This window comes from Bacteroidales bacterium (assembly GCA_031276035.1).
Classification (GTDB): Bacteria; Bacteroidota; Bacteroidia; order Bacteroidales; family BM520; genus RGIG7150.
On record JAISNV010000011.1, the window covers coordinates 35,359 to 59,235 of the forward strand.

Annotated in this window: 21 protein-coding genes, 1 tRNA gene and 1 pseudogene; 10 read left to right on the forward strand and 13 right to left on the reverse strand. The window is 30.3% G+C overall.

Going from position 1 to position 23,877, the window contains the following annotated elements:
* Positions 1-6 precede the first annotated feature (6 nt).
* The 9 genes and pseudogenes from LBP67_02845 to LBP67_02885 all read right to left on the reverse strand — a co-directional run bounded on the left by LBP67_02845 (position 7) and on the right by LBP67_02885 (position 10,398).
* Positions 7-630 (reverse strand): HD domain-containing protein, encoded by a 624-nt coding sequence (locus LBP67_02845; GenBank protein ID MDR2083915.1) that lies wholly within the window; start codon positions 628-630, stop codon positions 7-9.
* Entirely contained in the window at positions 630-1,940 is a 1,311-nt protein-coding gene (locus LBP67_02850) for a 1-acyl-sn-glycerol-3-phosphate acyltransferase (protein ID MDR2083916.1), read from the reverse strand. Before LBP67_02850 ends, LBP67_02845 begins: the two co-directional genes overlap by 1 nt.
* A pseudogene (locus tag LBP67_02855) lies at positions 1,940-2,814 on the reverse strand (bile acid:sodium symporter family protein). Before LBP67_02855 ends, LBP67_02850 begins: the two are co-directional and overlap by 1 nt.
* A gap of 156 nt (positions 2,815-2,970) precedes the next feature.
* The gene (locus tag LBP67_02860; GenBank protein ID MDR2083917.1) at positions 2,971-3,711 is read right to left on the reverse strand and encodes a tRNA threonylcarbamoyladenosine dehydratase; all 741 of its coding nucleotides are present in this window, start codon (positions 3,709-3,711) and stop codon (positions 2,971-2,973) included.
* Positions 3,695-5,854, reverse strand: coding sequence for an AAA family ATPase (locus LBP67_02865; GenBank protein ID MDR2083918.1), 2,160 nt, complete (start codon positions 5,852-5,854; stop codon positions 3,695-3,697). Before LBP67_02865 ends, LBP67_02860 begins: the two co-directional genes overlap by 17 nt.
* Positions 5,855-5,934: 80 nt before the next feature.
* A complete protein-coding gene (locus LBP67_02870) occupies positions 5,935-8,496 on the reverse strand; it encodes a Smr/MutS family protein (GenBank protein ID MDR2083919.1) in 2,562 nt (853 codons plus the stop codon).
* Positions 8,497-8,775: 279 nt separating this feature from the next.
* Positions 8,776-9,162, reverse strand: coding sequence for a hypothetical protein (locus tag LBP67_02875; GenBank protein ID MDR2083920.1), 387 nt, complete (start codon positions 9,160-9,162; stop codon positions 8,776-8,778).
* A gap of 77 nt (positions 9,163-9,239) precedes the next feature.
* The gene (locus LBP67_02880; protein ID MDR2083921.1) at positions 9,240-9,626 is read right to left on the reverse strand and encodes a hypothetical protein; all 387 of its coding nucleotides are present in this window, start codon (positions 9,624-9,626) and stop codon (positions 9,240-9,242) included.
* Between the two features lie 696 nt (positions 9,627-10,322).
* Positions 10,323-10,398, reverse strand: a tRNA-His gene (locus LBP67_02885).
* Between the two features lie 143 nt (positions 10,399-10,541).
* Between LBP67_02885 and LBP67_02890 the strand changes: the two genes are divergently transcribed.
* From LBP67_02890 to LBP67_02900, 3 genes are read left to right on the forward strand one after another with little or no spacing between them, the layout of a single operon-like run.
* Positions 10,542-11,393, forward strand: a complete 852-nt coding sequence (locus LBP67_02890; GenBank protein ID MDR2083922.1) for an LEA type 2 family protein — start codon at positions 10,542-10,544, stop codon at positions 11,391-11,393.
* Positions 11,394-11,424: 31 nt separating this feature from the next.
* Entirely contained in the window at positions 11,425-12,240 is an 816-nt protein-coding gene (locus LBP67_02895; protein MDR2083923.1) for an SDR family oxidoreductase, read from the forward strand.
* Between the two features lie 9 nt (positions 12,241-12,249).
* Positions 12,250-13,845 carry a S8 family peptidase gene (locus tag LBP67_02900; protein ID MDR2083924.1) on the forward strand — a complete coding sequence of 532 codons (1,596 nt, stop codon included), beginning with the start codon at positions 12,250-12,252 and terminating at the stop codon, positions 13,843-13,845.
* 3 nt (positions 13,846-13,848) lie between these two features.
* Here LBP67_02900 and LBP67_02905 read toward each other — a convergent pair whose 3' ends face one another.
* Positions 13,849-14,265: a helix-turn-helix domain-containing protein gene (locus tag LBP67_02905; GenBank protein ID MDR2083925.1), complete on the reverse strand. Its 417-nt coding sequence runs from the start codon at positions 14,263-14,265 to the stop codon at positions 13,849-13,851.
* Positions 14,266-14,461: 196 nt separating this feature from the next.
* Here LBP67_02905 and LBP67_02910 point away from each other — a divergent pair, with 196 nt between their 5' ends.
* The 6 genes from LBP67_02910 (at position 14,462) to recN (ending at position 19,902) form a co-directional block, all read left to right on the forward strand.
* Positions 14,462-15,475 (forward strand): bifunctional oligoribonuclease/PAP phosphatase NrnA, encoded by a 1,014-nt coding sequence (locus LBP67_02910; protein MDR2083926.1) that lies wholly within the window; start codon positions 14,462-14,464, stop codon positions 15,473-15,475.
* The gene (locus LBP67_02915; protein ID MDR2083927.1) at positions 15,468-15,995 is read left to right on the forward strand and encodes an FKBP-type peptidyl-prolyl cis-trans isomerase; all 528 of its coding nucleotides are present in this window, start codon (positions 15,468-15,470) and stop codon (positions 15,993-15,995) included. The genes LBP67_02910 and LBP67_02915 overlap by 8 nt, the downstream gene beginning before the upstream one ends.
* A 141-nt stretch (positions 15,996-16,136) precedes the next feature.
* Positions 16,137-16,931, forward strand: coding sequence for an outer membrane protein assembly factor BamD (bamD, locus tag LBP67_02920; protein MDR2083928.1), 795 nt, complete (start codon positions 16,137-16,139; stop codon positions 16,929-16,931).
* 25 nt (positions 16,932-16,956) lie between these two features.
* Positions 16,957-17,334, forward strand: a complete 378-nt coding sequence (locus LBP67_02925; GenBank protein MDR2083929.1) for a DNA-directed RNA polymerase subunit omega — start codon at positions 16,957-16,959, stop codon at positions 17,332-17,334.
* Between the two features lie 10 nt (positions 17,335-17,344).
* Positions 17,345-18,250 (forward strand): DUF4835 family protein, encoded by a 906-nt coding sequence (locus tag LBP67_02930; GenBank protein MDR2083930.1) that lies wholly within the window; start codon positions 17,345-17,347, stop codon positions 18,248-18,250.
* Complete coding sequence (gene recN, locus LBP67_02935; protein ID MDR2083931.1) at positions 18,247-19,902, forward strand: DNA repair protein RecN; 1,656 nt, start codon at positions 18,247-18,249, stop codon at positions 19,900-19,902. The genes LBP67_02930 and recN overlap by 4 nt, the downstream gene beginning before the upstream one ends.
* 61 nt (positions 19,903-19,963) lie before the next feature.
* On the opposite strand, the gene rplS is transcribed toward recN, so the two are convergent.
* From rplS to LBP67_02950, 3 genes are all read right to left on the reverse strand, one after another.
* Entirely contained in the window at positions 19,964-20,317 is a 354-nt protein-coding gene (gene rplS / locus LBP67_02940) for a 50S ribosomal protein L19 (GenBank protein MDR2083932.1), read from the reverse strand.
* A 110-nt stretch (positions 20,318-20,427) separates the two neighbouring features.
* Positions 20,428-21,702, reverse strand: a complete 1,275-nt coding sequence (gene mtaB, locus LBP67_02945; GenBank protein MDR2083933.1) for a tRNA (N(6)-L-threonylcarbamoyladenosine(37)-C(2))-methylthiotransferase MtaB — start codon at positions 21,700-21,702, stop codon at positions 20,428-20,430.
* 490 nt (positions 21,703-22,192) lie between these two features.
* Positions 22,193-22,483, reverse strand: coding sequence for a hypothetical protein (locus tag LBP67_02950; GenBank protein ID MDR2083934.1), 291 nt, complete (start codon positions 22,481-22,483; stop codon positions 22,193-22,195).
* A gap of 425 nt (positions 22,484-22,908) precedes the next feature.
* Here LBP67_02950 and arcC point away from each other — a divergent pair, with 425 nt between their 5' ends.
* The gene (arcC, locus tag LBP67_02955) at positions 22,909-23,853 is read left to right on the forward strand and encodes a carbamate kinase (protein MDR2083935.1); all 945 of its coding nucleotides are present in this window, start codon (positions 22,909-22,911) and stop codon (positions 23,851-23,853) included.
* The last annotated feature ends 24 nt before the right edge of the window (positions 23,854-23,877 follow it).

Sequence of the window (23,877 nt, forward strand, 5' to 3'; positions counted from 1 at the left end):
ATTAAATTACAAACTATTATACAATTCCAAAAATTTTTCTTTCAACAATTTCTCATTATTTATCATTTTTCTTAATTCCCCTAATTTTGTGGCATTAGAAGAGTAGGGGATCCATAATTTTAAATAACCGTTTTCTCCGTATTTATTTTTTAAGTGAGAATAAAATCTTTGATATTGATTTTCCAAATCTAATTCCCGATAGTTGTCTTTGCCGTATTGAACGGTTCTGAGCAAAGTAATATACGGATCAATGATTCTATCGGCTTCTGCAACGATTCTGCCGTAAATATTTCTCGGTTCGTGTTTATTTGATGCTCTGTGATCTTCAACGGCTTCTTTCATTATTCCAATTTCCTCGGAAGTAAAATATTTCAAAACCATTTCATCTTTCTCTAATATTTTTCCCGAATCGATGTGATGATTTTCTCTTCCGTTTATTAATCCCAGATCGTGAAAAGCAGCAATAATATAAACCATATTTATATCAACATCATAATTCCTAGCTAAATTGATACTCTCATCAATTACGGTTTTTACATGGTCTGTATTATGGGCTGAGTCAAATGTTTTGTAGAGTGGAATTATTTTTTCATCAATATAATTGCGAATTTCTTTTTTGATTTCCGGCATTATATTTCAAATTTTGTTACTTCAAGCACGTATTCCCAATCTTCTTTGTGTTTTTTTGCAAATTTACGCACTTTTATCATTCTTGGAATTTGTTTAAACCATTTCCGCCAGTAACTTGCAAAGTAAAATGTTAATGGTAAAGAAATAAAATAAGCCAAAGCGAGCCACCAGTTATGAGTAACACAACCTAAAATTACAGGTTGTAATGTGTAAAAAATCGGCATAATAACAATTGCGACCAATGTTCTAGTTGATGCAATAAACTGTTTGTCTTTTACTTTATTTCTAAGTACAAGATAAATAATAATCGGAATTAATGTATTTATGAATCCATAAGCAGCAACCGGTAATGTTATCAGTAATGAAATAATTCTAAGAAGTATTTCTGCTAATGATTTTGGATTGTGAATTTTGTCTCTGGTATTTAATTTGTTAAATCTGAGAATAGAGTAGGCACGACCGAAATCGTCGGTAATTTCGAGGAAACGCGGATGATTATTCTCGTAAAGATGATTTAATTTGTTAACAATGGTACGATAAGCTTTTACAATGCCGTCTTTTTCTTTTGAAAAATGTTTTTTTGCGACTTCTTCTCCGGAAATATCAAGGCAGTAAGTGTAAAAGTTGTAATACGCATCGTTAGAAATATCAACAGTAATAGATCTCAAGTTATCGTCAAGATCATAACGCAATTGATTGATTGCAAGATTATTATTCTTCTGAAACATTTCTTTATATTCATTAACCTTAATTGGTTTACCGAAGGTAATGTAAACATCAGACAAATATCCTTGCCTGTCTGTATAAAAAATGCTGACAGGAATTATATGAATATTTAATTTAAAATCAGCAAGAGCTTCAGTGGGTAATGCAATCCTTGATATACCTTTTTGTAAAGGCAGAAGAGATTGTTTCGGATTATGTTTTGCTTCCGGAAAAAGACAGAGCGCACTTTTATCATTATCTAAAACTCTTTTACAATCATTAAAAACGGCAATATTTTTTTCCAAATTTTCGGCACCATCACGCAATCTGTATATAGGCATTACCTTAACACCGCTTAAGAACCATTTTAAAAATTTGCCTTTAAATATATCTGCACGTCCGAGAAAAACAATTTGTTTTTTGCTCATATTAACCAATGTCAGCCCGTCGATTATAGCATTGCTATGAGTAGGAGCATAGATTAATGGAACATCATTAGGAATGTTTTCCGTGTTAACATAAACAACTTTTCTAAAATTACATCTGAAACCTAAATTTACCAGATGTTTCAATACAGTATATCTATAATCGTATTTAAAAATCATTATTTAATTTTTATATCTCTTAATTTTCTTTTACTCCAGATTGTTGCAATAATAAATCCTGATATAACATGCCAGATACCCCACCATGCGGCTATAAATGCCATTCCGCCCAATTCTAATTCGGGTGGAAAAATCTTCGGATTAAATATTAAAGCCAGACCTAAACCTGAATTTTGTATTCCGGTTTCAATTGAGATGGTTCTGCAATCGTTTTGTTTTAATCTTAATGCCCATGGGAACATGTATCCGAAAAATAGGGCGCAACCATTGTGTATTAATACTAATAAAAATATTAAATTGATATAGTTAATGAAATGTGTAAAATTAGCTGCAAATGAACCGATAATGAAACCGATAAAAGCAAATATTGAGGCGTATTTTACATACTTTATTATTTTTTGAGTGAAATTAGGAAATTTTGAAGAGAAAAACATCCCTAAAGCAACAGGAATACCAAGAAGGATTACAACGGTATAAAACATTTGCATAGGATCTATCTCTAATGGAACCAACAAAGGCGAATGCTTGGCATACAATCCGCCCCAAATAGCAAAATTTAATGGCGTCATAAATAGACATACAACCGTTGATATAGCAGTTAAACTTACCGATAATGCAACATTTGCTTTTGCCAATGATGAAATGAAGTTTGAAATATTTCCGCCCGGACAAGCAGCAACTAATATCATTCCCAATGCAACGGTAGGAGTGGGTTTTATATCCATACCAATCCGAATGTTAATGCCGGAAGCAAAACGTATTGAGAAATTAACCCTACTATTACCGCCTTCGGATTTAAAAATACATCTTTAAAATGTGATGGTTTTATTCCTAAAGCAACACCGAACATCACGAATGCAATAATAATATTCATTAATGTAATGCCTTGTTGACTAAAATTTAATCTTACCGAATCAAGTTGTTCTAAATTCTTGAATAAGGTGTAAAGCGTAACTGAATTAATCATTTTTTATGATTTAAATTAGGTTGCAAATATAATAATATTTTAATATTAACCTATTTTAGGTTTTTATGAGTTATTGACAACTATTTGTTGAATAACATATCCGGCGAGCATGCAGCCGAAGATTGCGGGTAAATATGAAATTGTACCTCTTACGGATCGAATAGCATGTTGATCGGTTTCGGTTGTTGATATTGCATCCTTTTTGGCTGTTTCAGAAGAGAAAACAACTTTTACTCCCGATTTTACACCTTCTTTACGTAATTTTTGCCTGAATGCCGCCGCCAGCCCGTCGTTATATGTTTTTGATATATCGGTAATTTCAATTTTGGAAGGATCGATTCTGCCGCCTGCACCCATAGAACAAATAATTGGGATATTGCGCTTCCTTGCCTCCAGACATAAAGTAACCTTCGGACTAAGACTGTCTATTGCATCAATGATATATGTGTATTTTTCACTATCAAGTATTTCTTGAATATTATCTGCTGTTATAAATTGATTTATACATTTTAATTTTAACTCAGGATTAATATCAAGAAAACGTTTTTCTAAAATATCTGCTTTGTATTCTCCGATGTTAGAATTCAATGCTGGAAGTTGCCTGTTGATGTTAGTTTCATTAATTGTATCGCCATCGATTATTGTCATTTTTCCGACTCCGGCTCTACAAATATTTTCTGCGGCATAAGCTCCGACTCCGCCAAGTCCAACAATTAATATATTGCTGTTAACTAATTTATTTAATCCTGTTTCTTTAAGTAATAATTTAGTTCTGTTTAGCCAAGTTTTATCTTCCGTATTCATCTATATACTCTTTAATTATTTCCAAAATTTCATCACCATATTTATTCAAAGTAACCTTACCGATTCCGTGAATTTTAAGAAGATCTTCTTTAGTTTCCGGCAAATAATAACAAATTTCAATTAATGATCTTTGTATTAATACATTATACGGTTCTAAATTATTTACGGCTGCCTCGGCTTCACGCCATAATCTTATCAACGTATATAACTTAGGGTATTTAATGTCTGAATATTCGACTTCTTTGCTGTTGTTTTTCTTTCTCTTTTTAGTTTCTTTAGTTTTTAACTCAACTTCTGCTTTGATTTTTAGAAACGATTGAATGTCAAATTTGTGTTTTAAGATATATTCCAACAAATATTTTTTTGAATTATATTCTGCGCTTAATTCATCAAAAGCTTTATTGATTATTTTCGAAATTTCTTTATTATCAACTTCAATATCAGAATTAAAGATAAAATTCATTATCTTTTCCAAAGTTTTATTAAAATATTCCGAAGCTTTTATATATCTGTCTGTGACGAATGGATTATCCTCATAATCATTATGTTGATATATAATTGTTTTTAACTGAATATTGAATTTTTCCGTAACAATAATTATCTCATTCTGAAATTGAATTATAGCTAAATTAAGTTTTTCAATATGTGATGGAAAGATATTTTTTAAATGCAGGTTATATAATTTCTGGAGTTTTTTTAATGATGAAAATAAGTGGTTAAAACAAAATAACTCCGATAGCAAATCGAAGAAATACTCTCTTTTTAGAATTAAAAACTTTTCTTCATTTGCATGTCTCTGTTCTATTTCATTTTCAAAAACAGCTACTGAATAATCGTTTTTCAAAGCATACTTATCAATTTTTGAAATTAAAACTAACCCGTCTAAAGTTTTGCATCTGCTCAGTGCTACGTAAACTTGACCATGTGCAAATGACATTTGAGCATCAATAGCGAGTTTGTCGAAAGTTAAGCCCTGACTTTTATGAATAGTTATTGCCCAAGCTAATTTCAACGGATATTGTTTGAAAGTTCCTTGAATATCTTCATAAATTTCGTTAGTTGATGAGTTGATCGCGTATCTCACGTTAGTCCATTCAAGCGGCTGAACCTGAATATTTTCATCAGAATCGCCACACTTTACATATATCTTGTTTTTGTAGATATCTTCAACAATTCCGATTTTACCGTTAAAATACTTTTTATCCGGAGAAGGGTCGTTTTTTACAAACATAACCTGAGCCCCGATTTTTATTATTAGCTCTTCGTCTGTAGGGTATGAGTATTCCGGAAAATCGCCATCAATTTCTGCATAAAAGGTTTCTTTCGGATAGTTTATTTTTGATAATTGCTGACTATTAATCTGTTTTGCTTGAAAGTTATGGGATGTAAGTGTAATATATCCTTTATTTTTATCATTAGAGAATGTCGGGTCATATTTCTCGTTAAGAATACTGATGCTTTCATCATCAAGAATATTATTTCGGATATTATTTAGCAAATCAATGAACTTCTTATCATTTTGTCTAAAAATTTCAACTAATTCAATTGTCAGAAAATGTGATCTCCGGAACGCATGACTACTGAAAAAATAAGGACTGTTATAATATTCTTTTATTAAATTCCATTCTTCTTCCTTGGCTACCGGGGCTAATTGCTTTACATCGCCAATAAAAAGCATTTGAACGCCGCCGAAAGGTTTATTGCTTTGCCTGTATCTCCTTAATATTTCATCAACTGCATCTAAAATATCCGCCCTAACCATGCTTATTTCATCAATAATAATTAGATCGACACTTTTTAGAATCTTAATTTTATCTTTATTGAATTTGTGTGCTTTTGAACGTTGAATATGGTTTCCCATTTCATCAGTATTTTGAAAAGCGCCTTTTTCATCCTGATATATAAGGGTGGGGATATGCGGACAAAAGGGGAGTTGGAAGAAAGAATGAATTGTGACGCCACCGGCATTGATAGCCGCGACGCCTGTTGGAGCGAGAACAATCATTCTTTTTGGCGATTTAATCTTGAGATTATGCAAAAAGGTAGTTTTGCCTGTACCTGCTTTACCGGTAAGGAAAATCGATGTGCCTGTAAACTGCAACAAATCATCAGCAAGTTGTAATTCTTTATTATTGATAATCATTCCAGATTTTACTTAATTTTTTAGCTTATACATTTCAATGTCAACAGAAAGAATACGAATTTATACCTTTCTGTTAAGATTTATTTAATTTCAACAATAGTTATTCCGTCGCCTCCATGTTCAACATCTTCATCATTTATAGAAACAACTTCATCAATAGTTCGCAAATAATCCCTGATATTAGTTCGTAGGATTCCATTTCCTTTGCCGTGCAATATTTTAAAATTAGTTATGTGCAGCATTATTGCATCGTCAACGTATTTTTTAATAATTTCAAGAGCCTCATCAGTACGTTTGCCTCTGACATCAATACTTAACGAAAAATTGTAAGCGCGCTGGTTTATATCGTGAATGATGGTTCCTACATTATTTTTTGTCATTCTTATTCGTTCAGATTTTTCACCGTCAAAAACTTTCAGTTTTTCAATATCCATCCAAATATTAATATTTCCGCTGAAGTTGACTTTTGCTTTTTTTCCTTTTATATCGGTTATTTCGCCTACTTCTTGATATTCAGTTGATTTAACAAGATTTCCAACTTTCAATAAAACAGGATTAGTATTTTGGTTTTTATCCTTTTTTAATTTAAGTGGAAATTGTTGTTTATGTTCTTCCAAAATAAGAGATGTTTCGTGCCGGTTATTTTTTTCAACTGTTTCTGAAGTAACTTGATTCAGATTTTCTCGAATTTTCTTTGTCTTTTCTTTCTCAGCTTGATGAGCACGAATCTCTTGGATAGCATTTTCAATTTTCTTATTTGCACCTTTTATAATTTCCTGAGCTTCCGATTTTGCTTGTTTGATAATTTCTTTTTTATTAGTTTCAAGCTCATTCAGTAAGTTGGTATATTTGTTCACAACCTCGCTAAGCATTTGATCTGCAGTTTTTAATTCGTTTCTTTCCTTTTCGAGATTTTTTCTTTCGATTATTAATTCCTGCAATTGTCTTTCGAAATCCAATTGAGAAGAGGGCGATTTTTTCACGGCATTATCAAGAATATTTTCAGGAAATCCGACTCTTCGAGCAATCTCAAAAGTATAAGAACTTCCCGGATTTCCAATAGAAATTTCAAATAAAGGTTTTATGTTTTCCGTATCGAAAAGCATTGCAGCATTTTGTAAACCAGGTAGTTCCTGTGCAAGTTTTTTAATATTAGCATAATGCGTAGTAATAATTCCTTTAGCATGCAAATCACGCAAAACCTTTAAACTTTCTTCTGCAATTATACTTCCTAATTGCGGCTCAGTGCCAGTACCGAATTCATCGATCAATATTAGTGTATTTTCATCAGCATTTTCAATAAAAAATTTAATATTTTTCAGATGTGAAGTATAAGTACTCAAATCATTTTCAATAGATTGCTCATCGCCAATATCAATAAAAATATTTTCAAATATTCCTGTTTCCGAATTTTCTCCTAGTGGGATTAATATTCCGCATTGTAACATATATTGCAACAACGCAACAGTTTTTAAGGCAATAGATTTTCCGCCGGCATTCGGACCGGAGATAACTATTATTCTGTTTTCCTCATTAATGATTATATTCAATGGAACAACTTTTCTCTTTTGATTTTTCAGAGATAAATAGAGTAGAGGATGAATAGCATTTCTCCATTCAAGTTTAGGTAGATCAATAAGAATCGGTTTTATTGCATTTATTTCGATAGCGAATTTTGCTTTTGCTTTTAGAAAATCAATATATGCAAGAATTCCACACATCTCTTCGATATTTTCTAATTGCGGACGAAGTTTTTCAGTAAACTCACGTAAGATTTTAAATATTTCTTGTTTTTCGTCAATCATCAACTCGCGGATACTGTTATTTATATTAAACACCTCGCTCGGTTCAATATAAACTGTTTGTCCTGTTGCCGATGTATCATGAATAAATCCCTTCAATTGTTTTTTATTGCCCGCAGGAACAGGAATTACAAGTCGACCGTTGCGTATGGTAGCTTCACAATCATCCTTGACTACTCCTTCAATACGCATATTTTTTAAAATATTTGCCAATTCCTTATCAATACGAAGCTGTTCTTTCTGAAGTTTTTTTCTTATCGAATAAAGCTCACTCGAAGCGTTATCTTTAATCTCACCCTTTTCATCTACAATAACATTAATTAATTTAATTAGTTCATTAGAATTAAAATTATCATTAAAAATCTCATGTAGCAAAGGTAAATCCTCTTTATTCGTATTGAAATACTTATAACAATCGGAATACATTTTAATTGTAGAAAAAATATCTTGTAATCTATCACGCTCTGCTACAGTGCCTTTGGTTTTTAACCGGATAATTTCATCCAAACATTCAGAAAATTCATTAAGCGGAAAAGGTGAATGGAATAAAATGGCTTTTCTTGTTTCATCTGTTTCACTAAGTTGATTAGTTATATCATTAAAATCGGAAGAGAAACTTATGTTTTCGGCATAGTATTTTCCGAATTTTGTTAAACATAATGCGGTAATTTTCTGTTTGATAACATCAAAACCAATTTTATTTTGGAAAGAATCGGGATAGATCATTAAAAAAAATTTTGCAAAGATAGGAATAGTTAAGAGTTGAATGTTGAGTGTTGAGAGGTTTTTTGATAAGAATAATAATTTTTGTTTGCAATTCATTGATTTAGACTTATTCATAAAAAATTGTCAAGTTTTTTAATTTTTACTGTAAAAACAAAATTTATGGACAAATAAAAAACAAGGAGTCTTTTTCCGTGGAACTATAATAGACTATTAATATAAAAAGAAGAGAAAGAATTACCGCACCGGTTGAGCGATGGTCGCTGATGACGGATAAAACTGCTTTTAATTTAACTTCATGACTGTACTTCATAAAAACACCCCCTAAAAGTTTTGTTTAACTTTTGGGGGGCACTTCAATAATCGTCGGCTTTTTTATTACATTACGATTAAATATTAAGGTACAATCCAATAAGTTGGATGCAATGTCCTGCTCATTAAGGTTGCCAAGCCCGGATAAATTCCGGCATGTTTTTCATGACTGTATATAACGGCTACTCTTGTTTCAACTATCGGATAAAAATTAGCAGAAATAAAAAAGGTTCCGGAGGGAACAAAAACTCCATTTGCTATTGCTGTAACGGTGGTGCTGAGTTTAGGAGATTGTATGATATGTCCATTTGAACCGACCCATTCTACAGTAACTGAAGCACCTTTATTAGCTCCCGCCAGATTAACCGGCGTATCTTCTACGTATGTATAAGCCGGTATCGCTTGTCCGAAGACACTTGTTGAAATAAATAGCATTACAATTAATGCGCCTAAAAATTTGATCTTTTTCATGGTGTTTAAATTTGAATGTTAATAATTTTACAAATATAAAAATTTATCTATAAACTAAAAAATTAGAACTTTAGTCTTTAGTAATAAATAGTCCAATAACTTGGGTGCAATGCCCTTATTAGTGAGGTTGCTAGTCCGGGATAAACGCCTATATGTTTTTCGTTAACATACTTAACGATTACTCTTGTTTCTACTACCGGATAAAAATTAATAGATATAGCAAATAACCAAGAAGGAACATAAACTCCACCTGATAAATCAGTTATGGTTGTAATAAGAGTTGGGGATATAACTTTATGTCCATCCGTTCCAACCCATTCTATATGTATTGTAGTCTCATCATTTATCGTTTCTGCTGAGGGTGCGGTTTGAACATAGGTATAGGCCGGAATAGTTTGCGAGAAGACGTTAGTTGAAATAAATAGCATTACAATTAATGCGCCTAAAAATTTGATTCTTTTCATTTTAAATAAAATTAATTGGTTAATAGTCTGCAAATATAAAAATAAAGAAATTAATAAACAAGCATCTACTTTGAACTTTTAAAAAATATTGCAAACTTTTGAAAACTTTTAGCACCTCCAATTTTTACCATAATATTTTTGTGACCAAATTAATCTATACACATTAAAAAAGTAAAAATTTTCAGATGTGGTAAACACAAATAAAATTAGCGTAAGAACCATTATCACTACGGCGATAATCTTCTTTTGTATGCTCTTCCTAATTAATTTCGTAAAAAGAGACGGAATAATAATTCACGATAGTAAGAATAATCAGACTGGAACGAAATAAAATATTTTTTTAATATTTGATTTAATACATCAAAAAGTTGTTAATCGGATTTAGGAGTTTATTTTTCAGTGAAAGAATTTCATTCATAGTTTTTAGCAAATATTATTTATAAAATAGCATACAAATTAGAATTAATATATTTTTTTATCAGTATGCTGTGGAAAGTCACTAAATAGTAAACTAAATAAAAATCAATATTACGTAAATGATGATGTAATATAAGGTTTTCTGAATTTTGGAGATTTTGAATTTTTCACCAGAATAGCTAAAGGCTACAAAAAATGAAATAAAGACGCGGTACATTTGTAAAACAAAAAAGTCTAAACGCATTCACGTTTAGACTTTTTTGTTTTACAGTAGTTTTTGGGTGGAAGACGGGATTCGAACCCGCGACCTTCGGAACCACAATCCGGCACTCTAACCAACTGAGCTACATCCACCATATTTGCGGCTGCAAAGATATAAAGATTTTGTTAATTAGCAAAATTTATTCGGAGATATTTTTTCGAAAGTTGATGATACGAAATATTCTGTTTAAAATTTTAAAAATTATCCTTATCTTTGCTAATCTAAAAAATATTTGAATGAAGAAAACGTATACCCTCATTATTATTGTATCATTTTTTTGTGTTTTAAGTTGCAATCAACTTAAAAATATTGTTTCGGAACCAACTTTCAAAGCACAGTCTTTTCAAATTTCTAAAATTAATTTTGAAAATATGGATTTGCTTTTTAAAGTCAGAGTAGATAATCCGAACAGTTTTACAATACCTTTTCCCAATATTGATTGGAATTTATCAATAAATAACAATCAATTTCTAAAAAATACGCTTACGAAGAATACTACAATAGCTGCAAATAGTTATACTATTGTTGATATTCCAGTGACAATTAATTATAAAAACCTGTATAGTGTAATTAAGTCGCTTGCAAATACTACTTCTGATGCTACATACAAAATGAATGTTGGATTATCGATTCCTTTACCGGTACTTGAGAATAAAAGATATGAAGTAGATTTTGCAGGCACTGTACCAATGCTTAAAGAACCTTCGATTTCTTTTAAAGAAATTAAAGTTAATTCGATGAATCTTAATAAAATTGACTTAAATATTGTTTGCGAATTGGAAAATAAAAATAATTTTTCTGTTTTGATAGATAATTTTAATTATGACCTTGCAATTAATAATGTAGAGTGGGCCAAAGGGAATGCTAAAAGTAATAAGACTATTTCAGCAAACACCAAAACTACAGTTCCTTTAAATATTTCTGTAAATTCATTAAGTATGATAAAGGAAATTACGGAAATTATTAGTGGAAATAAATCAGTGAATTATTCATGGAGCGGTAATTTAAATTTACAAACTGATAATCAACTATTAAAAAATATTAATTTGCCTTTTGAATTAAAAGGTAATACAAATATCAAAAAATAATATCACTTGCACACCACTAATTTAAATAATTATGAAAGACAAAGTTGTAATAGTTACAGGAGCTTCATCGGGTATAGGATTGGCTATAGCCGAACATTTTGCAAAAAAGGGTTGTAAAGTAGTTTTCGCAGCGAGAAGTTTTGATAAATTACAAGAAATTACCGAAAATTTAAATTTACAAGGTTGTGATACTTTTCCTGTAAAAACCAATGTTACGATAGAGGATTCTTGTAAAAATCTTATTGATAAAACTATTGAAAAGTATGGAAAAATTGATGTTTTAATCAATAATGCCGGTATTTCCATGAGAGCTGTTTTTAATGAATGTGAACTTAAAGTTTTACATGAATTAATGGATGTTAATTTTTGGGGAACAGTAAACTGTACAAAATTTGCCTTACCGTATATTATTGAAACCAAAGGTGCGATAGTCGGAATTATTTCAATTGCCGGGTATCAACCGCTACCCGGAAGAACAGGATATTCCGCATCAAAATTTGCTGTGCGGGGCTTCTTAGATACAATTCGAATTGAAAATAAGAATAATGATGTTAATGTACTTGTTGTTGCACCCGGCTATGTTGCAACTGATATTCGTTTTAGAGCACTTCTTGCCGATGGCAGCCAACAAGGATATAGTCCGCGCGATGAAAAAAAGATGCAATCAACACAATGGGTCGCAAAAAGAATTTACAATGCTGTAAAGCACAAAAGAAGAAGTATTATTATGACAACTTTAGGTTTTGTTACTGTTTTTGTTAGAAATTTATGGCCTAAATTTACAGATAGGGAATCTTATAAAATTATGAATAGGGAGCAGAATAGTCCGCTCATTAAGAAAAATTAGTCCATAAAAATGAAATTTAAATTATACTTTATTATTTTTCTATTCTTTTTTCCTCTTATTATTGTTTGTCAAGACAAATACTACATTATTTATTTCAAAGATAAAAATCAAAAAGGAATTGATATTTCAGAGTGTCTATCTGAAAAAGCAATAGATAGGCGTTTGAGAGATAATATTGAATTTGATCAAATTGATTTGCCGGTTAATAAAGAATATATTGCTGAAATTTGTAGCGTTAGTAAGGATTCTGAAATTATTTTAACTTCAAGATGGTTGAATTGTGCTGTTATAAAATGCGGTTCGGAAACCTCTTTTAATTATGACTTTATCTCTCAAATTTTTATTATTGATTTAGATTCAAAATTGAGTGATAATAAGACTGATGAGGAAAATATCCCTGAATATGAAGAATTAGATCTAATAAGTTTTAATTACGGAGCATGTGAAGCTCAATATAGATTAGTGAATGGTATTTATTTGCATAATGAAGGTTATACAGGAAAAAATGTTACAATTGCTGTAATTGATGATGGATTTTACGGTGTAAATAATGCAAGTTATCCTTTCAAAAATACAAATATTATCGGTACAAAGAATTTCATTACAAATACTAATGTTTATAGTGCCAATGCCGGTTACCACGGTACAATGTGCTTATCTTTGTTAGCCGCAAATTTACCCGGTTTGATTATTGGTACAGCTCCTAATGCTAATTATTTGCTGTTAAAATCTGAGGATACGTCTTTTGAAAGTATTTTAGAAGAATATGCTTGGGTTGCGGCGGCCGAATATGCAGATAGTTGTGGAGTCGATATAATTTCAAGCTCATTAAATTATACGGAATTTGACGATCCGTCAACATCGCATACTTATGATAAATTAGATGGAAAATCCTGTCCGATTACAATTGGTGCTGAAATTGCAGCATCTAGAGGAATTATTGTTGTTAACAGCGCCGGAAATTATGGTAATTCACCATGGAAATATATCGGTGCTCCTGCCGATGGAGCCAATGTTATTGCAGTAGGTGGCGTATCTGCCGATAGTTCATATTATCACGTGAGTTCAATAGGACCAACTGCCGACAATAGGTTTAAGCCTGATCTTTGTGCTTTAGGTTCTCAAGTCACAGTTTTATATCCTCTTTCCGGAACCGGTATCTTTGAGATGTCTGGAACCTCATTTGCCGCTCCTGTAATTGCCGGATTTACTGCTTGTGTTATGGAAGCAAACCCAAATATAAGCTCAACAAAAATTAAATCATCACTTTACTCTTCTTGTCATCAAAAAGATTCTCCAAATAATCAAACAGGTAGGGGAATACCGGATTTTCAAAAAACATTGCGTTATGCCGGAGTAGAAATCTATAAAAAGCCAGATGTTAATATTTATCCGAATCCTTGTTCCGACTATATTATTATTTCAAGTATTGATGAGATAAAAAGAATAGAAATATTAAGTATTAACGGAAGTCAATTACTTTCATTAGAAAATAGTACAGTAAATAATATTACAATACGGCTCAATGAAATAAAAGATAAAATCTTAATAGTAAAAATAACCCTTTTTGATAATGTTTACTATCAAAAAATTATGAAAGAATAAAAATCATTTCACAAATGTATCATATGTTCCATCTGAAAATAGAATAATAATACGTGAAATTTCTTTTTTAATTGATGTTTTTTTATTCTCGGGAGCCACTTTTTCTTCAATATTACCTTTTTCCATATTATTTTTAATTGTAAACAAATTGTAATCTTCAGAAGTATCATCTTTTGGTAAATCTATATTACTAATCACATGATTTTCACCATTTGAATATTGTTTACCTGAACCTTTAATTAACCAATCGGCGTTAATTTCTGGATATGTATTTAATATCTTAATAATAATATCCAAGCTTGGTTTATTTCTTTCTGATAATATGTGAGATAAAGTAGAACGCTGTACGCCTATTGCATCTGCAAAATGTGCCGAAGAAAGATTTTTATCTTCCATTATTTTTATTATTCGTTTTACCATAGTTTTATTTTTTACAAAGATAAACAAAATTATTTACAAAAGTAAAACGATAATAATTTGAATTAATTACAATTGTGAATAATTGCATTTCACAATTGTAACAAGTCGGTTGGAATAAAACTTAATGAAAAATATCAATTATTAATTGTCAAAATTTCCTATATTTGCAATCAATCAGAAATATCAAACATTATATATGTATCAAGCGGATATTGAAAAACTTAAAGGTTTCATAGAATCCTCTCAGAGAATTCTTATATGTTCACATAGTTCACCTGATGGCGACGCTGTTGGCTCAATGCTCGCCGTTCATAATTATCTAATTAATTCATCTCTTATTAATAAAGATATTACTTTAGTATTACCGGATAGTTGTCCGGAGTATTTATCTTTTTTACCAAATATTAGCTTAATTCTTAATTATCAAGATAATAAAGATATTATTCGTGATAAATTTAATTCTGCTCAATTAATTTTTGCCGTTGATTTTAATGAACCGAACAGATTGGGTGAAATGGGGAATTTATTTTGTACATCTAATGCAACAAAAATTGCTATTGACCATCATCCATTTACCAGCGCTATATATTATAATTTAGTTTTTGTAGATGAAAATGCTTCAGCTGCTGCTGAATTAGTTTATCTTGTTTTACAAGAACTTAATATTGCAGAGTTTAATTTTGATACGGCCATATCTATATATACTGGAATAATTACTGATACGGGTTCATTAAGTTATAACTGTAATTCTAATCGCGTATATTCAATTTTAGCAGATATAATGAAATTTAATATCGATGCGAGAGAAGTTCATGACTTGATTTATAATAATTTTCCATCCGGAAGAATAAAATTGCTGGCATATATTCTTTATAATAAACTGGTAATAAATGAAAAACATGTGTTTGCCTATTTTTCTCTGACAAAAAAAGAACTCGAAGAATATAATTATCAAGAGGGGTATTTAGAAGGTGTTGTGAATTATGCTTTAAATATCAGAGGAATCAAACTTGCTGCTTCTTTCGTTGAACGTAATAATCTTACAAAAATTTCGTTTCGATCTAAAGGCAATGTTGACGTAAATGATCTTGCTGTTAAATATTTTAATGGCGGAGGACATAAAAATGCTGCTGGTGCAAATTATTATGAAAGTATTGAAAATGCAATTAAACTTTTTATTGAATTAGCAAATGTATATACGTGTGAATAAATTGATTAAATTAACAATTATTTTTATAGCTTTATCTGTTTTTTCATGTAAGCAGAATAAAAATACATCTTTTAATAACTCTCCTGTAGTAATTACTGATGATGAAATTAATTATGTTAATAAAGAGGCTGTAAGAAAGGAACGTATTCAAATTGATGATTTTATAAGAAGATACGAATGGAAAATGATAACAACCGAAACAGGTGTAAGTTATTGGATTTATGAAAAAGGCAATGGAGCGAAAACCGAGAAGGGTAATATCGTTGTTTTAGATTATACAATCACCTTTTTAAATGGCGATACTGTTTATACCTCAAATATCGATGGAAATAAAGAATTTCAATTGGGAAAATCAAACGAAGTATCCGGTTTAGAAGAGGCCTTATTGGTAATGCATCAAGGCGATAAGGCAAAGGTTATTGTTCCTTCTTTTCGAGCTTACGGCATTACCGGCGATTTTAATAAAATTGCTATGAGAAACACACTAGTTTACGATATATATATAACTAAAATTTATTGATAGGAGTCTGTCATAATCAATAAATTAATATAATGAAATGATAGTTACGATATTTGTTTTATGTCATATAAATTTTAAAAAATCATAATAAGAATTTATTTAGCAAAAAATCATTATCTTTGCAAATTATTATCATAATATATGAAATTATCTAAATACTTAATAATAATATCATTAACAAGCTTTTTACTTTTAGTATCTTCTTGTTCCAATTACTCTAAAATTTTAAAATCGGACGATAAGGATCTCATTTACAATGAAGCTATGGTGCAATATGAAAAAGGCAACTATATTAACGCTTTACAATTGTTTGATAAAATTCTGATGTTAGTAAAAGGAACCGATAAAGAAGAACCGGTTAGTTATTATTATGCTCAATGTTATTATGAACAAGGTGATTACATCCTGGCGAACTATTATTTTCGTAAATATGCAAGACAATATATTCATAGTCCGCGCGCTGAAGAAAGTGCTTTCTTAGCCGCCATGTGTAAATATTATCAATCATCAACATACTCTTTGGATCCAAGTCCTACAACTGATGCAATTAGTGAACTTCAAGCATATATTAATGCTTATCCTAATAGTGATAGGATTGAGCTATGTAACAGTTACATCGATGAATTAAGGGCAAAACTTGAAGAGAAGGATTATCAAATTGCACTCATGTATTTAAGGATGGATGAATATAAGGCCGCTGTAGTGTGTTTTGAAAATATCTTGAAAGATTTTCCTGACACAAAACATCGTGAAGATATTTATTATTATCTTGTAAAAGCTAAATACGAATTTGCAAAAAATAGCGTTGAAAGTAAGAAAACGGAAAGATTTGATGATGTTTATAACGCATATACAAAATTTATCTCTAATTTCCCTGATTCTAGATATATTGCTGAAATAGAACAATATAATAAAGCTGCTAAACAATATAAATAAAATATATATTAATAATATTCTTAATATGGATTATAAAAAGATAAGAACAAGCACAGATGCTGTTACAAGAAACTTAAATGATTTTGACCAAGAAACAAGTAATATCTATGAATCTTTAGTAATACTTTCTAAAAGGGCTAATCAAATCAGTTTGGAATTAAAAGAAGAATTGTTAAGCAAAATTGAAGAATTTCAAACACCAAGTGATAGCTTGGAAGAAATTTTCGAGAACAGAGAGCAAATTGAACTTGCTAAGTTCTATGAACAACTTCCGAAACCGACTCTCATGGCAATATATGAATTTCTTAACGATAAATTATCATCTTCTTATCCGCAAGAGGTAGAAACAGTTGAACACCTCATTCAAAAGGAAGACAACGAAATTGAAACTGAAAACAAATAATAATATTAATATGAAACGTTTGTTTTTGATAACTGTATTCTTATGTGTGGCAAATGTTTTTGCTTATACACAAGATTTTAAATGCACTTTTAGTGTTACTTCCAATACTTCTGACGGAAGTTCTGACAGAACGCGTTTTCAGGAAATGCAAAGACAAATACAAGAATTTATCAATGGTTATAAATGGTGTAACTATAATATTAGTCAAGAAGAACGTATTGAATGCACCATGCAGCTTATGATAACTAAAATTGTTTCTGCAGAACAATTTGAAGGACAGATTAATATTGGATTGAGAAGACCTGTTTACAATTCTACGTATAATACAACTCTTCTTAATCATATTGATAAAGATATTGAGTTTACATTTGTGGAAAGTAATCCTTTGATTTTTAACGAGAATAGTTTTGATGATAATCTTACAAGCATAATTGCTTTCTACATGTATCTTTTTCTGGGAATAGATTTCGATTCATTTAGTCCTGGTGCCGGCACACAATATTATGAAAAAGCTCAGGCAATTGTTAATGCGGCACAATCGGCTAACGAAAAAGGTTGGAGGTCTTACCAGAATACTAGAAATAGATATTGGATAATTGAGAATCTGCTTAATTCATCTTATTATGGTGTTAGAGAGTTTTTATATATTTATCATCGTAATGGATTGGATGTTATGGCAGATAATATAGCAATGGGAACTTCTGCAGCTGTTCAAGCTATCGAGAAACTAAGAAATGTTAATCGTCAAAAACCTAATCTCTTTATTATTTATCTTATGTTAGAAGCTAAGCGTGATGAATTTATTAATCTTTTTTCGGGTGCAAACGACGTTGAAAAGAATAAATTCTTACAAGTAATGCAAGAGATAGATCCAACCAACATGTCGCGTTACAATCAAATTAAAAATACTAATTGATAAAGTCTTTATCTATATCGAATTATGCCCTTATAGATAATATTACAATAGGTTTTGAAAAAGGGTTTACCTGTTTGACCGGTGAAACCGGAGCGGGAAAATCAATCATTTTAGGAGCAATATCACTTGTACTTGGAGAAAGGGCAGATACAAAAGTTCTATATGACAAGGATAAAAAATGTGTAATTGAAGCTGTATTTTGCCTGCCGCATAATTTCTCTAAAATTATATTTGAAGAAAATGATATAGACTTTAATTCAGATTGTATTATCAGACGGGAAATAAGTTCTCAGGGGAAATCGAGAATATTCATAAATGATTCTCCTGTCTCTTTGAATGTGCTTAAGTCAATCGGACTTTCCTTAATTGACCTTCATTCGCAAGATCAAAAGTTTTCTTTGAGTGATAATTCACAACAATTGCATTTCCTTGATAATTTTATTACCGATAAATCAATATTTGATAATTATTACAGGATATTCAATTCATATTCGGAACTATGCCGTAAAAAAGCATATTTGCAATCAGAGTATGAAAAAATAAATATGGAACAAGATTATTACTCTTTTCTTTATAATGAATTATATGAAGCAAATCTTAGTAATGATGAAGATATATTGACCGAAAAAGAGTTGTCGGTTTTAGATAATGCGGAATTGATTAAAGAAAAATTGAATATTGCAATTAATCTTCTTTATAATGATGACAGTAACGTTGTTGATATTACGAAAACAATAATTAACAACTTTTCTTCGATTTCTTCTTTTGTTAATAACGGTGTGAAATTATTGGAACGTCTTGAAGATATAAAAATTGAAACTAAGGATATTTCGGATGATTTGATTCGATTGAATAATTCTGTTTTTGTCGATTTGGAAAAGTCTGAAGAACTTCGTAACAGATTGGATTTTATCAACAAATTACTTTACAAACATAAAGTCAATAATGTAAATGAATTAATTGAGATTCGTAATGATCTATCTTTAAAATTGAGTAATACGAATGAGTTATATATCGAAATTGAAAAAATAACTAAAGAAATTGAGTTTTTATATAATGATTTAAAACACAAAGCGGAAATACTTTCTAAGTCAAGAAAATCTTGTGCTGAAATCATGTCACTACAAATCTCAAACATTCTGAAAGATTTAGGTATCACAAAAAATAATTTCGAAATAACAGTTTCCAAAACGGATAATTATACAATAACAGGAAATAATTTTGTGGAATTTTTATTTTCTGCAAATATCGGTTCGCCTTTAGCTCCGCTTTCTTCGGTTGCTTCCGGCGGCGAACTATCGCGTGTGATGCTTGCATTAAAATCAATAATAGCAATTAAAAATGATATTCCAACAGTTATCTTTGATGAGATTGATAGCGGCGTTTCAGGTATTACCGCCGATGCGGTAGCTGCAAAACTTAGGGAAATTTCTAAAAATATACAAGTTATTTCAATAAGCCATCTTCCGCAAATTGCGGCGAAAGCAGATGCACAGTTTTTGGTTTATAAAGAAGAATTAGAAAATAGAACGTTTACCCGCGTTAAGTTGTTAAATAATAAAGAACGCATAAATGCGATAGCTTCAATGTTGAGTGGAAGTAATGTTACTGCTGCAGCAATAGAAAATGCAGTAAATTTATTAGGATTCTGAAATTTTTCCTTACAAGATTTGAAATAAAAAAAAGCTGCATTAAGCAGCTTTTTTGATAATATTAATATCTTCTTTCTTTAATCCTTGCCTTTTTACCCTTTAAAGCTCTTAAATAGAAGATTCTTGCTCTTCTAACTTTTCCTCGTTTGTTTATCTCAATACTTTCAATGAATGGAGATGCAATAGGGAAAATTCTTTCAACACCGATGTTGCTTGAAATCTTACGAACTGTAAATGTTTCGGTTGGACCAGAACCTCTACGTTGCAAAACAACACCTTGATACTTTTGGGTTCTTTCTTTATTACCTTCAATAATTTTATATGTTACGGTAATAGTATCGCCCGCTTGAAATGACGGATAATCTTTAATTTGTGTTAAACCGTCAACATACTGTAATAATTCGTGCTTGCCCATGATATTTTATTTTTCTTTATACGTTAAAAAAAGTTTGCAAATGTACGAACTTTTTTTGAATTAAAGTGATGAATTCTGTAAAAAATTATTTTAGAATTAATATAGAAGATTTAATTTCTTGAATAATATGGAATTATCATCGTTTTTTTAATCTCATTTTTTAAATTCTCTTCCGATTTATATTCACTTCTGATATAATTATCTGTCCATCCGATCCAATTACCTTCTCTATTTTTCATTTCAAAAAGTATTTTTCTTTCAGTGCCGGAGTATTTATTGATAAATTTCGAATGCATCTCTGCAGATATCTCATGTAATATCTTACTTCGTTGAATTATTGTCTCATTAGGCACTTTATCATTAAACTTTGATGCCAAAGCTTCTGGTCTATCGGAATAAGAAAAAACATGAAGATATGAAATATCTATTTCTTGAATAAATTTACATGTATCTTCAAAGTCTTTGTTATTTTCCCCCGGAAATCCTGTAATTAAATCAATAGCGATACATGCATCCGGAATAGATTCTTTTATTTCGGATATTTTATCTTTAAAGAAACTTGTATCATAGCGTCTTTTCATCATAGAAAGAATTCTATCACTACCTGCTTGCAACGGAATATGAAAATGCGGCATAATATTATTTTCTTGAGCGCTAAGGTTTATTATCTTGCTTTCGAGTAGATTAGGTTCAATGGATGAAATTCGAATTCTTTCCAAACCGTCAATATTATTCAATTCATTTAATAGATTATATAAATTTTCATTATTACCTCCGAAATCCCCTAAATTTACTCCGCTTAAAACTATTTCCTTTGAAGAATTTAACACGGCATTTCTTGCAATTTTTACTACATTATCAACCGAATCGCTCCTGCTTCTTCCTCGTGCGTAAGGTACTGCACAGTAAGTACAAAAATAATTGCATCCGTCTTGTATTTTTAAAAATGTTCTAGTGCGCGTATAGTTAGATATAGATGTATGATACTGGAAATCTTTAACATCATCATTAATCTTCTCTTCTGAGATCTTTCCATTATCTGATATGAAATCTTCTATTAATTCTTTTATTTTAAATTTTGATTCGTTTCCGCACACTAAAATAACATTAGGCAATTGTCTTAATTCCTCAGGATGTAGTTGTGAATAACATCCGAGGACAATTATTTTTATTTTCGGATTAATTTTGGAAATATGGCGAATTGTTTGGCGGCACTTCTTTTCAGCTTGTTCCGTAACCGTACAACTATGGATAATATGAAAATCAGATTCTTGAATATCTTTTACAACTTGATATTCTGAGGCGTTGAAACTTTCCATGATACTAGTGGTCTCCGAAAAGTTTAATTTACAACCGAATGTTTGAAACGAAATATTTATCATCATTATTTATTTCAGCTGCAAAATTATGTTTTTTATTTGATAATGGAAAAATTTTAGGTTTTGTTAAGCTTTATTATACTTAATTCCTGATTAATCACTGCTAGATTTTTTTGTAAATGGTATTTTGTATATAACTTTATTTCAGAATGATAAAATAATAATATTTTGATGATTGATTAAATAGTATGATTTAAGAAATTTGAGGGATGCTTTTAAAAAATTAAACGATAGTGCGAACGTAAAATAAATCAGATACAAGTGGATGGATGCATCCCTCATTTCTTAGGTAATTATTACCTAAATCATATATTTACCATAAGATTTTTACTACTATTAACATTGTTTTATATTACTCAATTTTATTATTATGATTTTTAAATTTGAAATTAAGAAATCTGAGGGATGCGAAAATATTAAATAATGGCGCGACACATTACAATAAATCAGATATATAATACATCCCTCATTTCTTAATTAATTGGTTTCATGTTTTTTATTGTGTTGTTTCATATTCAATAAATTTATTATTTTCAGAAGTATCTCTGTTATCATTATGAATAGACGATAAATATGAATAAACTCTTTTAAAGAGTGCTATTCCTTCTCGTGTACGCTTTTTTTCATCAATTCCATAATAAACCCTATTAATAAAATCATTATAGGTCATTCCTTTTATAAATAATTTTTTATATTCAGCAACCATTAATTGTACAATATGTTCTCCAATAACTAGTGTGTGGTTGTCTTGAAAAGTACTTGTAGTTGTGTGATGTATATTTTTCATAATTGATTTTTTTTGATTTAAAATAAGGGGTGCATTAAATTCATTTATAAATACCAAAAATGTTTTATAAAGCACCCCAGTTCTTTAAAGTTTAAAAGTTCAATTTTTCATAAGGAAATATATTTATATAATTGATTTTTTCAGTTTGTTTTTTCATGAATTATTATGTTTTTTCAATCATCGTCATAAAATACATTTAGTTATAATTTTATGTTGCAAAGATTAGGCATTATTTCCTAAAAAAAAAACAAATATCTTTCCATTTTTTATATATTTTAGTACACTTTTAATTTGGGGATAATTATCTCTGACAATATTGTTCATTGGAAATATTTTAATATTAAATACATTCGAATAAATTTTTATTTTTAATTCTTATTTTTTCTCTACCTTTGCAATCTTTATTTTTAAAATATAGATTTATAATGGAAAAATTAGCTGTTGTTGCACTTGGAGGCAACGCTCTCCTTAAAAGCGGAGAAAAGGGTACAATAAGCGATCAGGAAAAAAATGCGCGCATTGCTGCAGAAAATTTATTGAAACTTCAAAAAAGAGATTATAACTTTGTGATTACTCATGGTAATGGTCCGCAAGTTGGTAATATTTTGCTTGCTAACGCCGCTGGATATCAAGTTCACGGTGTTCCAGACATGCCACTCGACGTTGCTGTTGCTTATTCTCAAGGATTTATCGGATATATTATTGAGCAACAAATGAGAAATGTTTTACGTGAGAATGATATGTTTATGGATATCATTACAATTGTAACTCAAGTTATTGTTAATAAAGATGATTCTGCTTTCTCCGAACCGACAAAACCGGTTGGGCCTTATTATACGAAAGAAGATGCCGAAAGGATCATGAAAGAAACCGGAAGTGTTTTTAAAGAAGATGCAAGAGGAAGAGGTTGGAGAAAAGTTGTTGCTTCACCTCGTCCGCTTATTATAAATAATACAAATGCCATTTCAAAACTTGCCAGAGCTCACCATATCGTTATTGCTGTCGGAGGTGGAGGAATTCCGGTTTATTACGAAGAACATGCGAAAATATGCGGAATAGAGGCAGTAATTGATAAAGATTTAGCATCATCATTATTAGCTCGTCAGATTAATGCAGATAAATTCTTTATTCTTACTGATGTTCCGAAAGTTTGTTTAAACTTCAACACTCCCCAGGAGCGAACTTTAGATAAGATGACTATAAATGAAGCTCAAAAATATTTGAATGAAGGACATTTCGGTGCTGGAAGTATGGGGCCGAAAGTTTTGGCCGCAATTCAATTTGTTGAAAGCACGGGAAAAGATGCTATTATCACCAGTATAGAACGCCTTGGCGTTGATAACGGTGGTACTAGAATTGTATTCGCGTAAGATTTCAGATTATTTTACTGAGTA

Coding starts and splice junctions, on each gene's coding strand:
- LBP67_02880 (MDR2083921.1), bottom strand. CDS start 9,626: ATGAAAAGAATCAAATTTTTAGGCGCATTAATTGTAATGCTATTTATT.
- LBP67_02845 (MDR2083915.1), bottom strand. CDS start 630: ATGCCGGAAATCAAAAAAGAAATTCGCAATTATATTGATGAAAAAATA.
- LBP67_02870 (MDR2083919.1), bottom strand. CDS start 8,496: ATGAATAAGTCTAAATCAATGAATTGCAAACAAAAATTATTATTCTTA.
- LBP67_02860 (MDR2083917.1), bottom strand. CDS start 3,711: ATGAATACGGAAGATAAAACTTGGCTAAACAGAACTAAATTATTACTT.
- LBP67_02925 (MDR2083929.1), top strand. CDS start 16,957: ATGGATTATAAAAAGATAAGAACAAGCACAGATGCTGTTACAAGAAAC.
- LBP67_02900 (MDR2083924.1), top strand. CDS start 12,250: ATGAAATTTAAATTATACTTTATTATTTTTCTATTCTTTTTTCCTCTT.
- LBP67_02875 (MDR2083920.1), bottom strand. CDS start 9,162: ATGAAAAAGATCAAATTTTTAGGCGCATTAATTGTAATGCTATTTATT.
- LBP67_02950 (MDR2083934.1), bottom strand. CDS start 22,483: ATGAAAAATATACATCACACAACTACAAGTACTTTTCAAGACAACCAC.
- LBP67_02910 (MDR2083926.1), top strand. CDS start 14,462: ATGTATCAAGCGGATATTGAAAAACTTAAAGGTTTCATAGAATCCTCT.
- bamD (MDR2083928.1), top strand. CDS start 16,137: ATGAAATTATCTAAATACTTAATAATAATATCATTAACAAGCTTTTTA.
- LBP67_02890 (MDR2083922.1), top strand. CDS start 10,542: ATGAAGAAAACGTATACCCTCATTATTATTGTATCATTTTTTTGTGTT.
- LBP67_02850 (MDR2083916.1), bottom strand. CDS start 1,940: ATGATTTTTAAATACGATTATAGATATACTGTATTGAAACATCTGGTA.
- LBP67_02930 (MDR2083930.1), top strand. CDS start 17,345: ATGAAACGTTTGTTTTTGATAACTGTATTCTTATGTGTGGCAAATGTT.
- LBP67_02905 (MDR2083925.1), bottom strand. CDS start 14,265: ATGGTAAAACGAATAATAAAAATAATGGAAGATAAAAATCTTTCTTCG.
- mtaB (MDR2083933.1), bottom strand. CDS start 21,702: ATGATGATAAATATTTCGTTTCAAACATTCGGTTGTAAATTAAACTTT.
- LBP67_02865 (MDR2083918.1), bottom strand. CDS start 5,854: ATGATTATCAATAATAAAGAATTACAACTTGCTGATGATTTGTTGCAG.
- arcC (MDR2083935.1), top strand. CDS start 22,909: ATGGAAAAATTAGCTGTTGTTGCACTTGGAGGCAACGCTCTCCTTAAA.
- LBP67_02895 (MDR2083923.1), top strand. CDS start 11,425: ATGAAAGACAAAGTTGTAATAGTTACAGGAGCTTCATCGGGTATAGGA.
- rplS (MDR2083932.1), bottom strand. CDS start 20,317: ATGGGCAAGCACGAATTATTACAGTATGTTGACGGTTTAACACAAATT.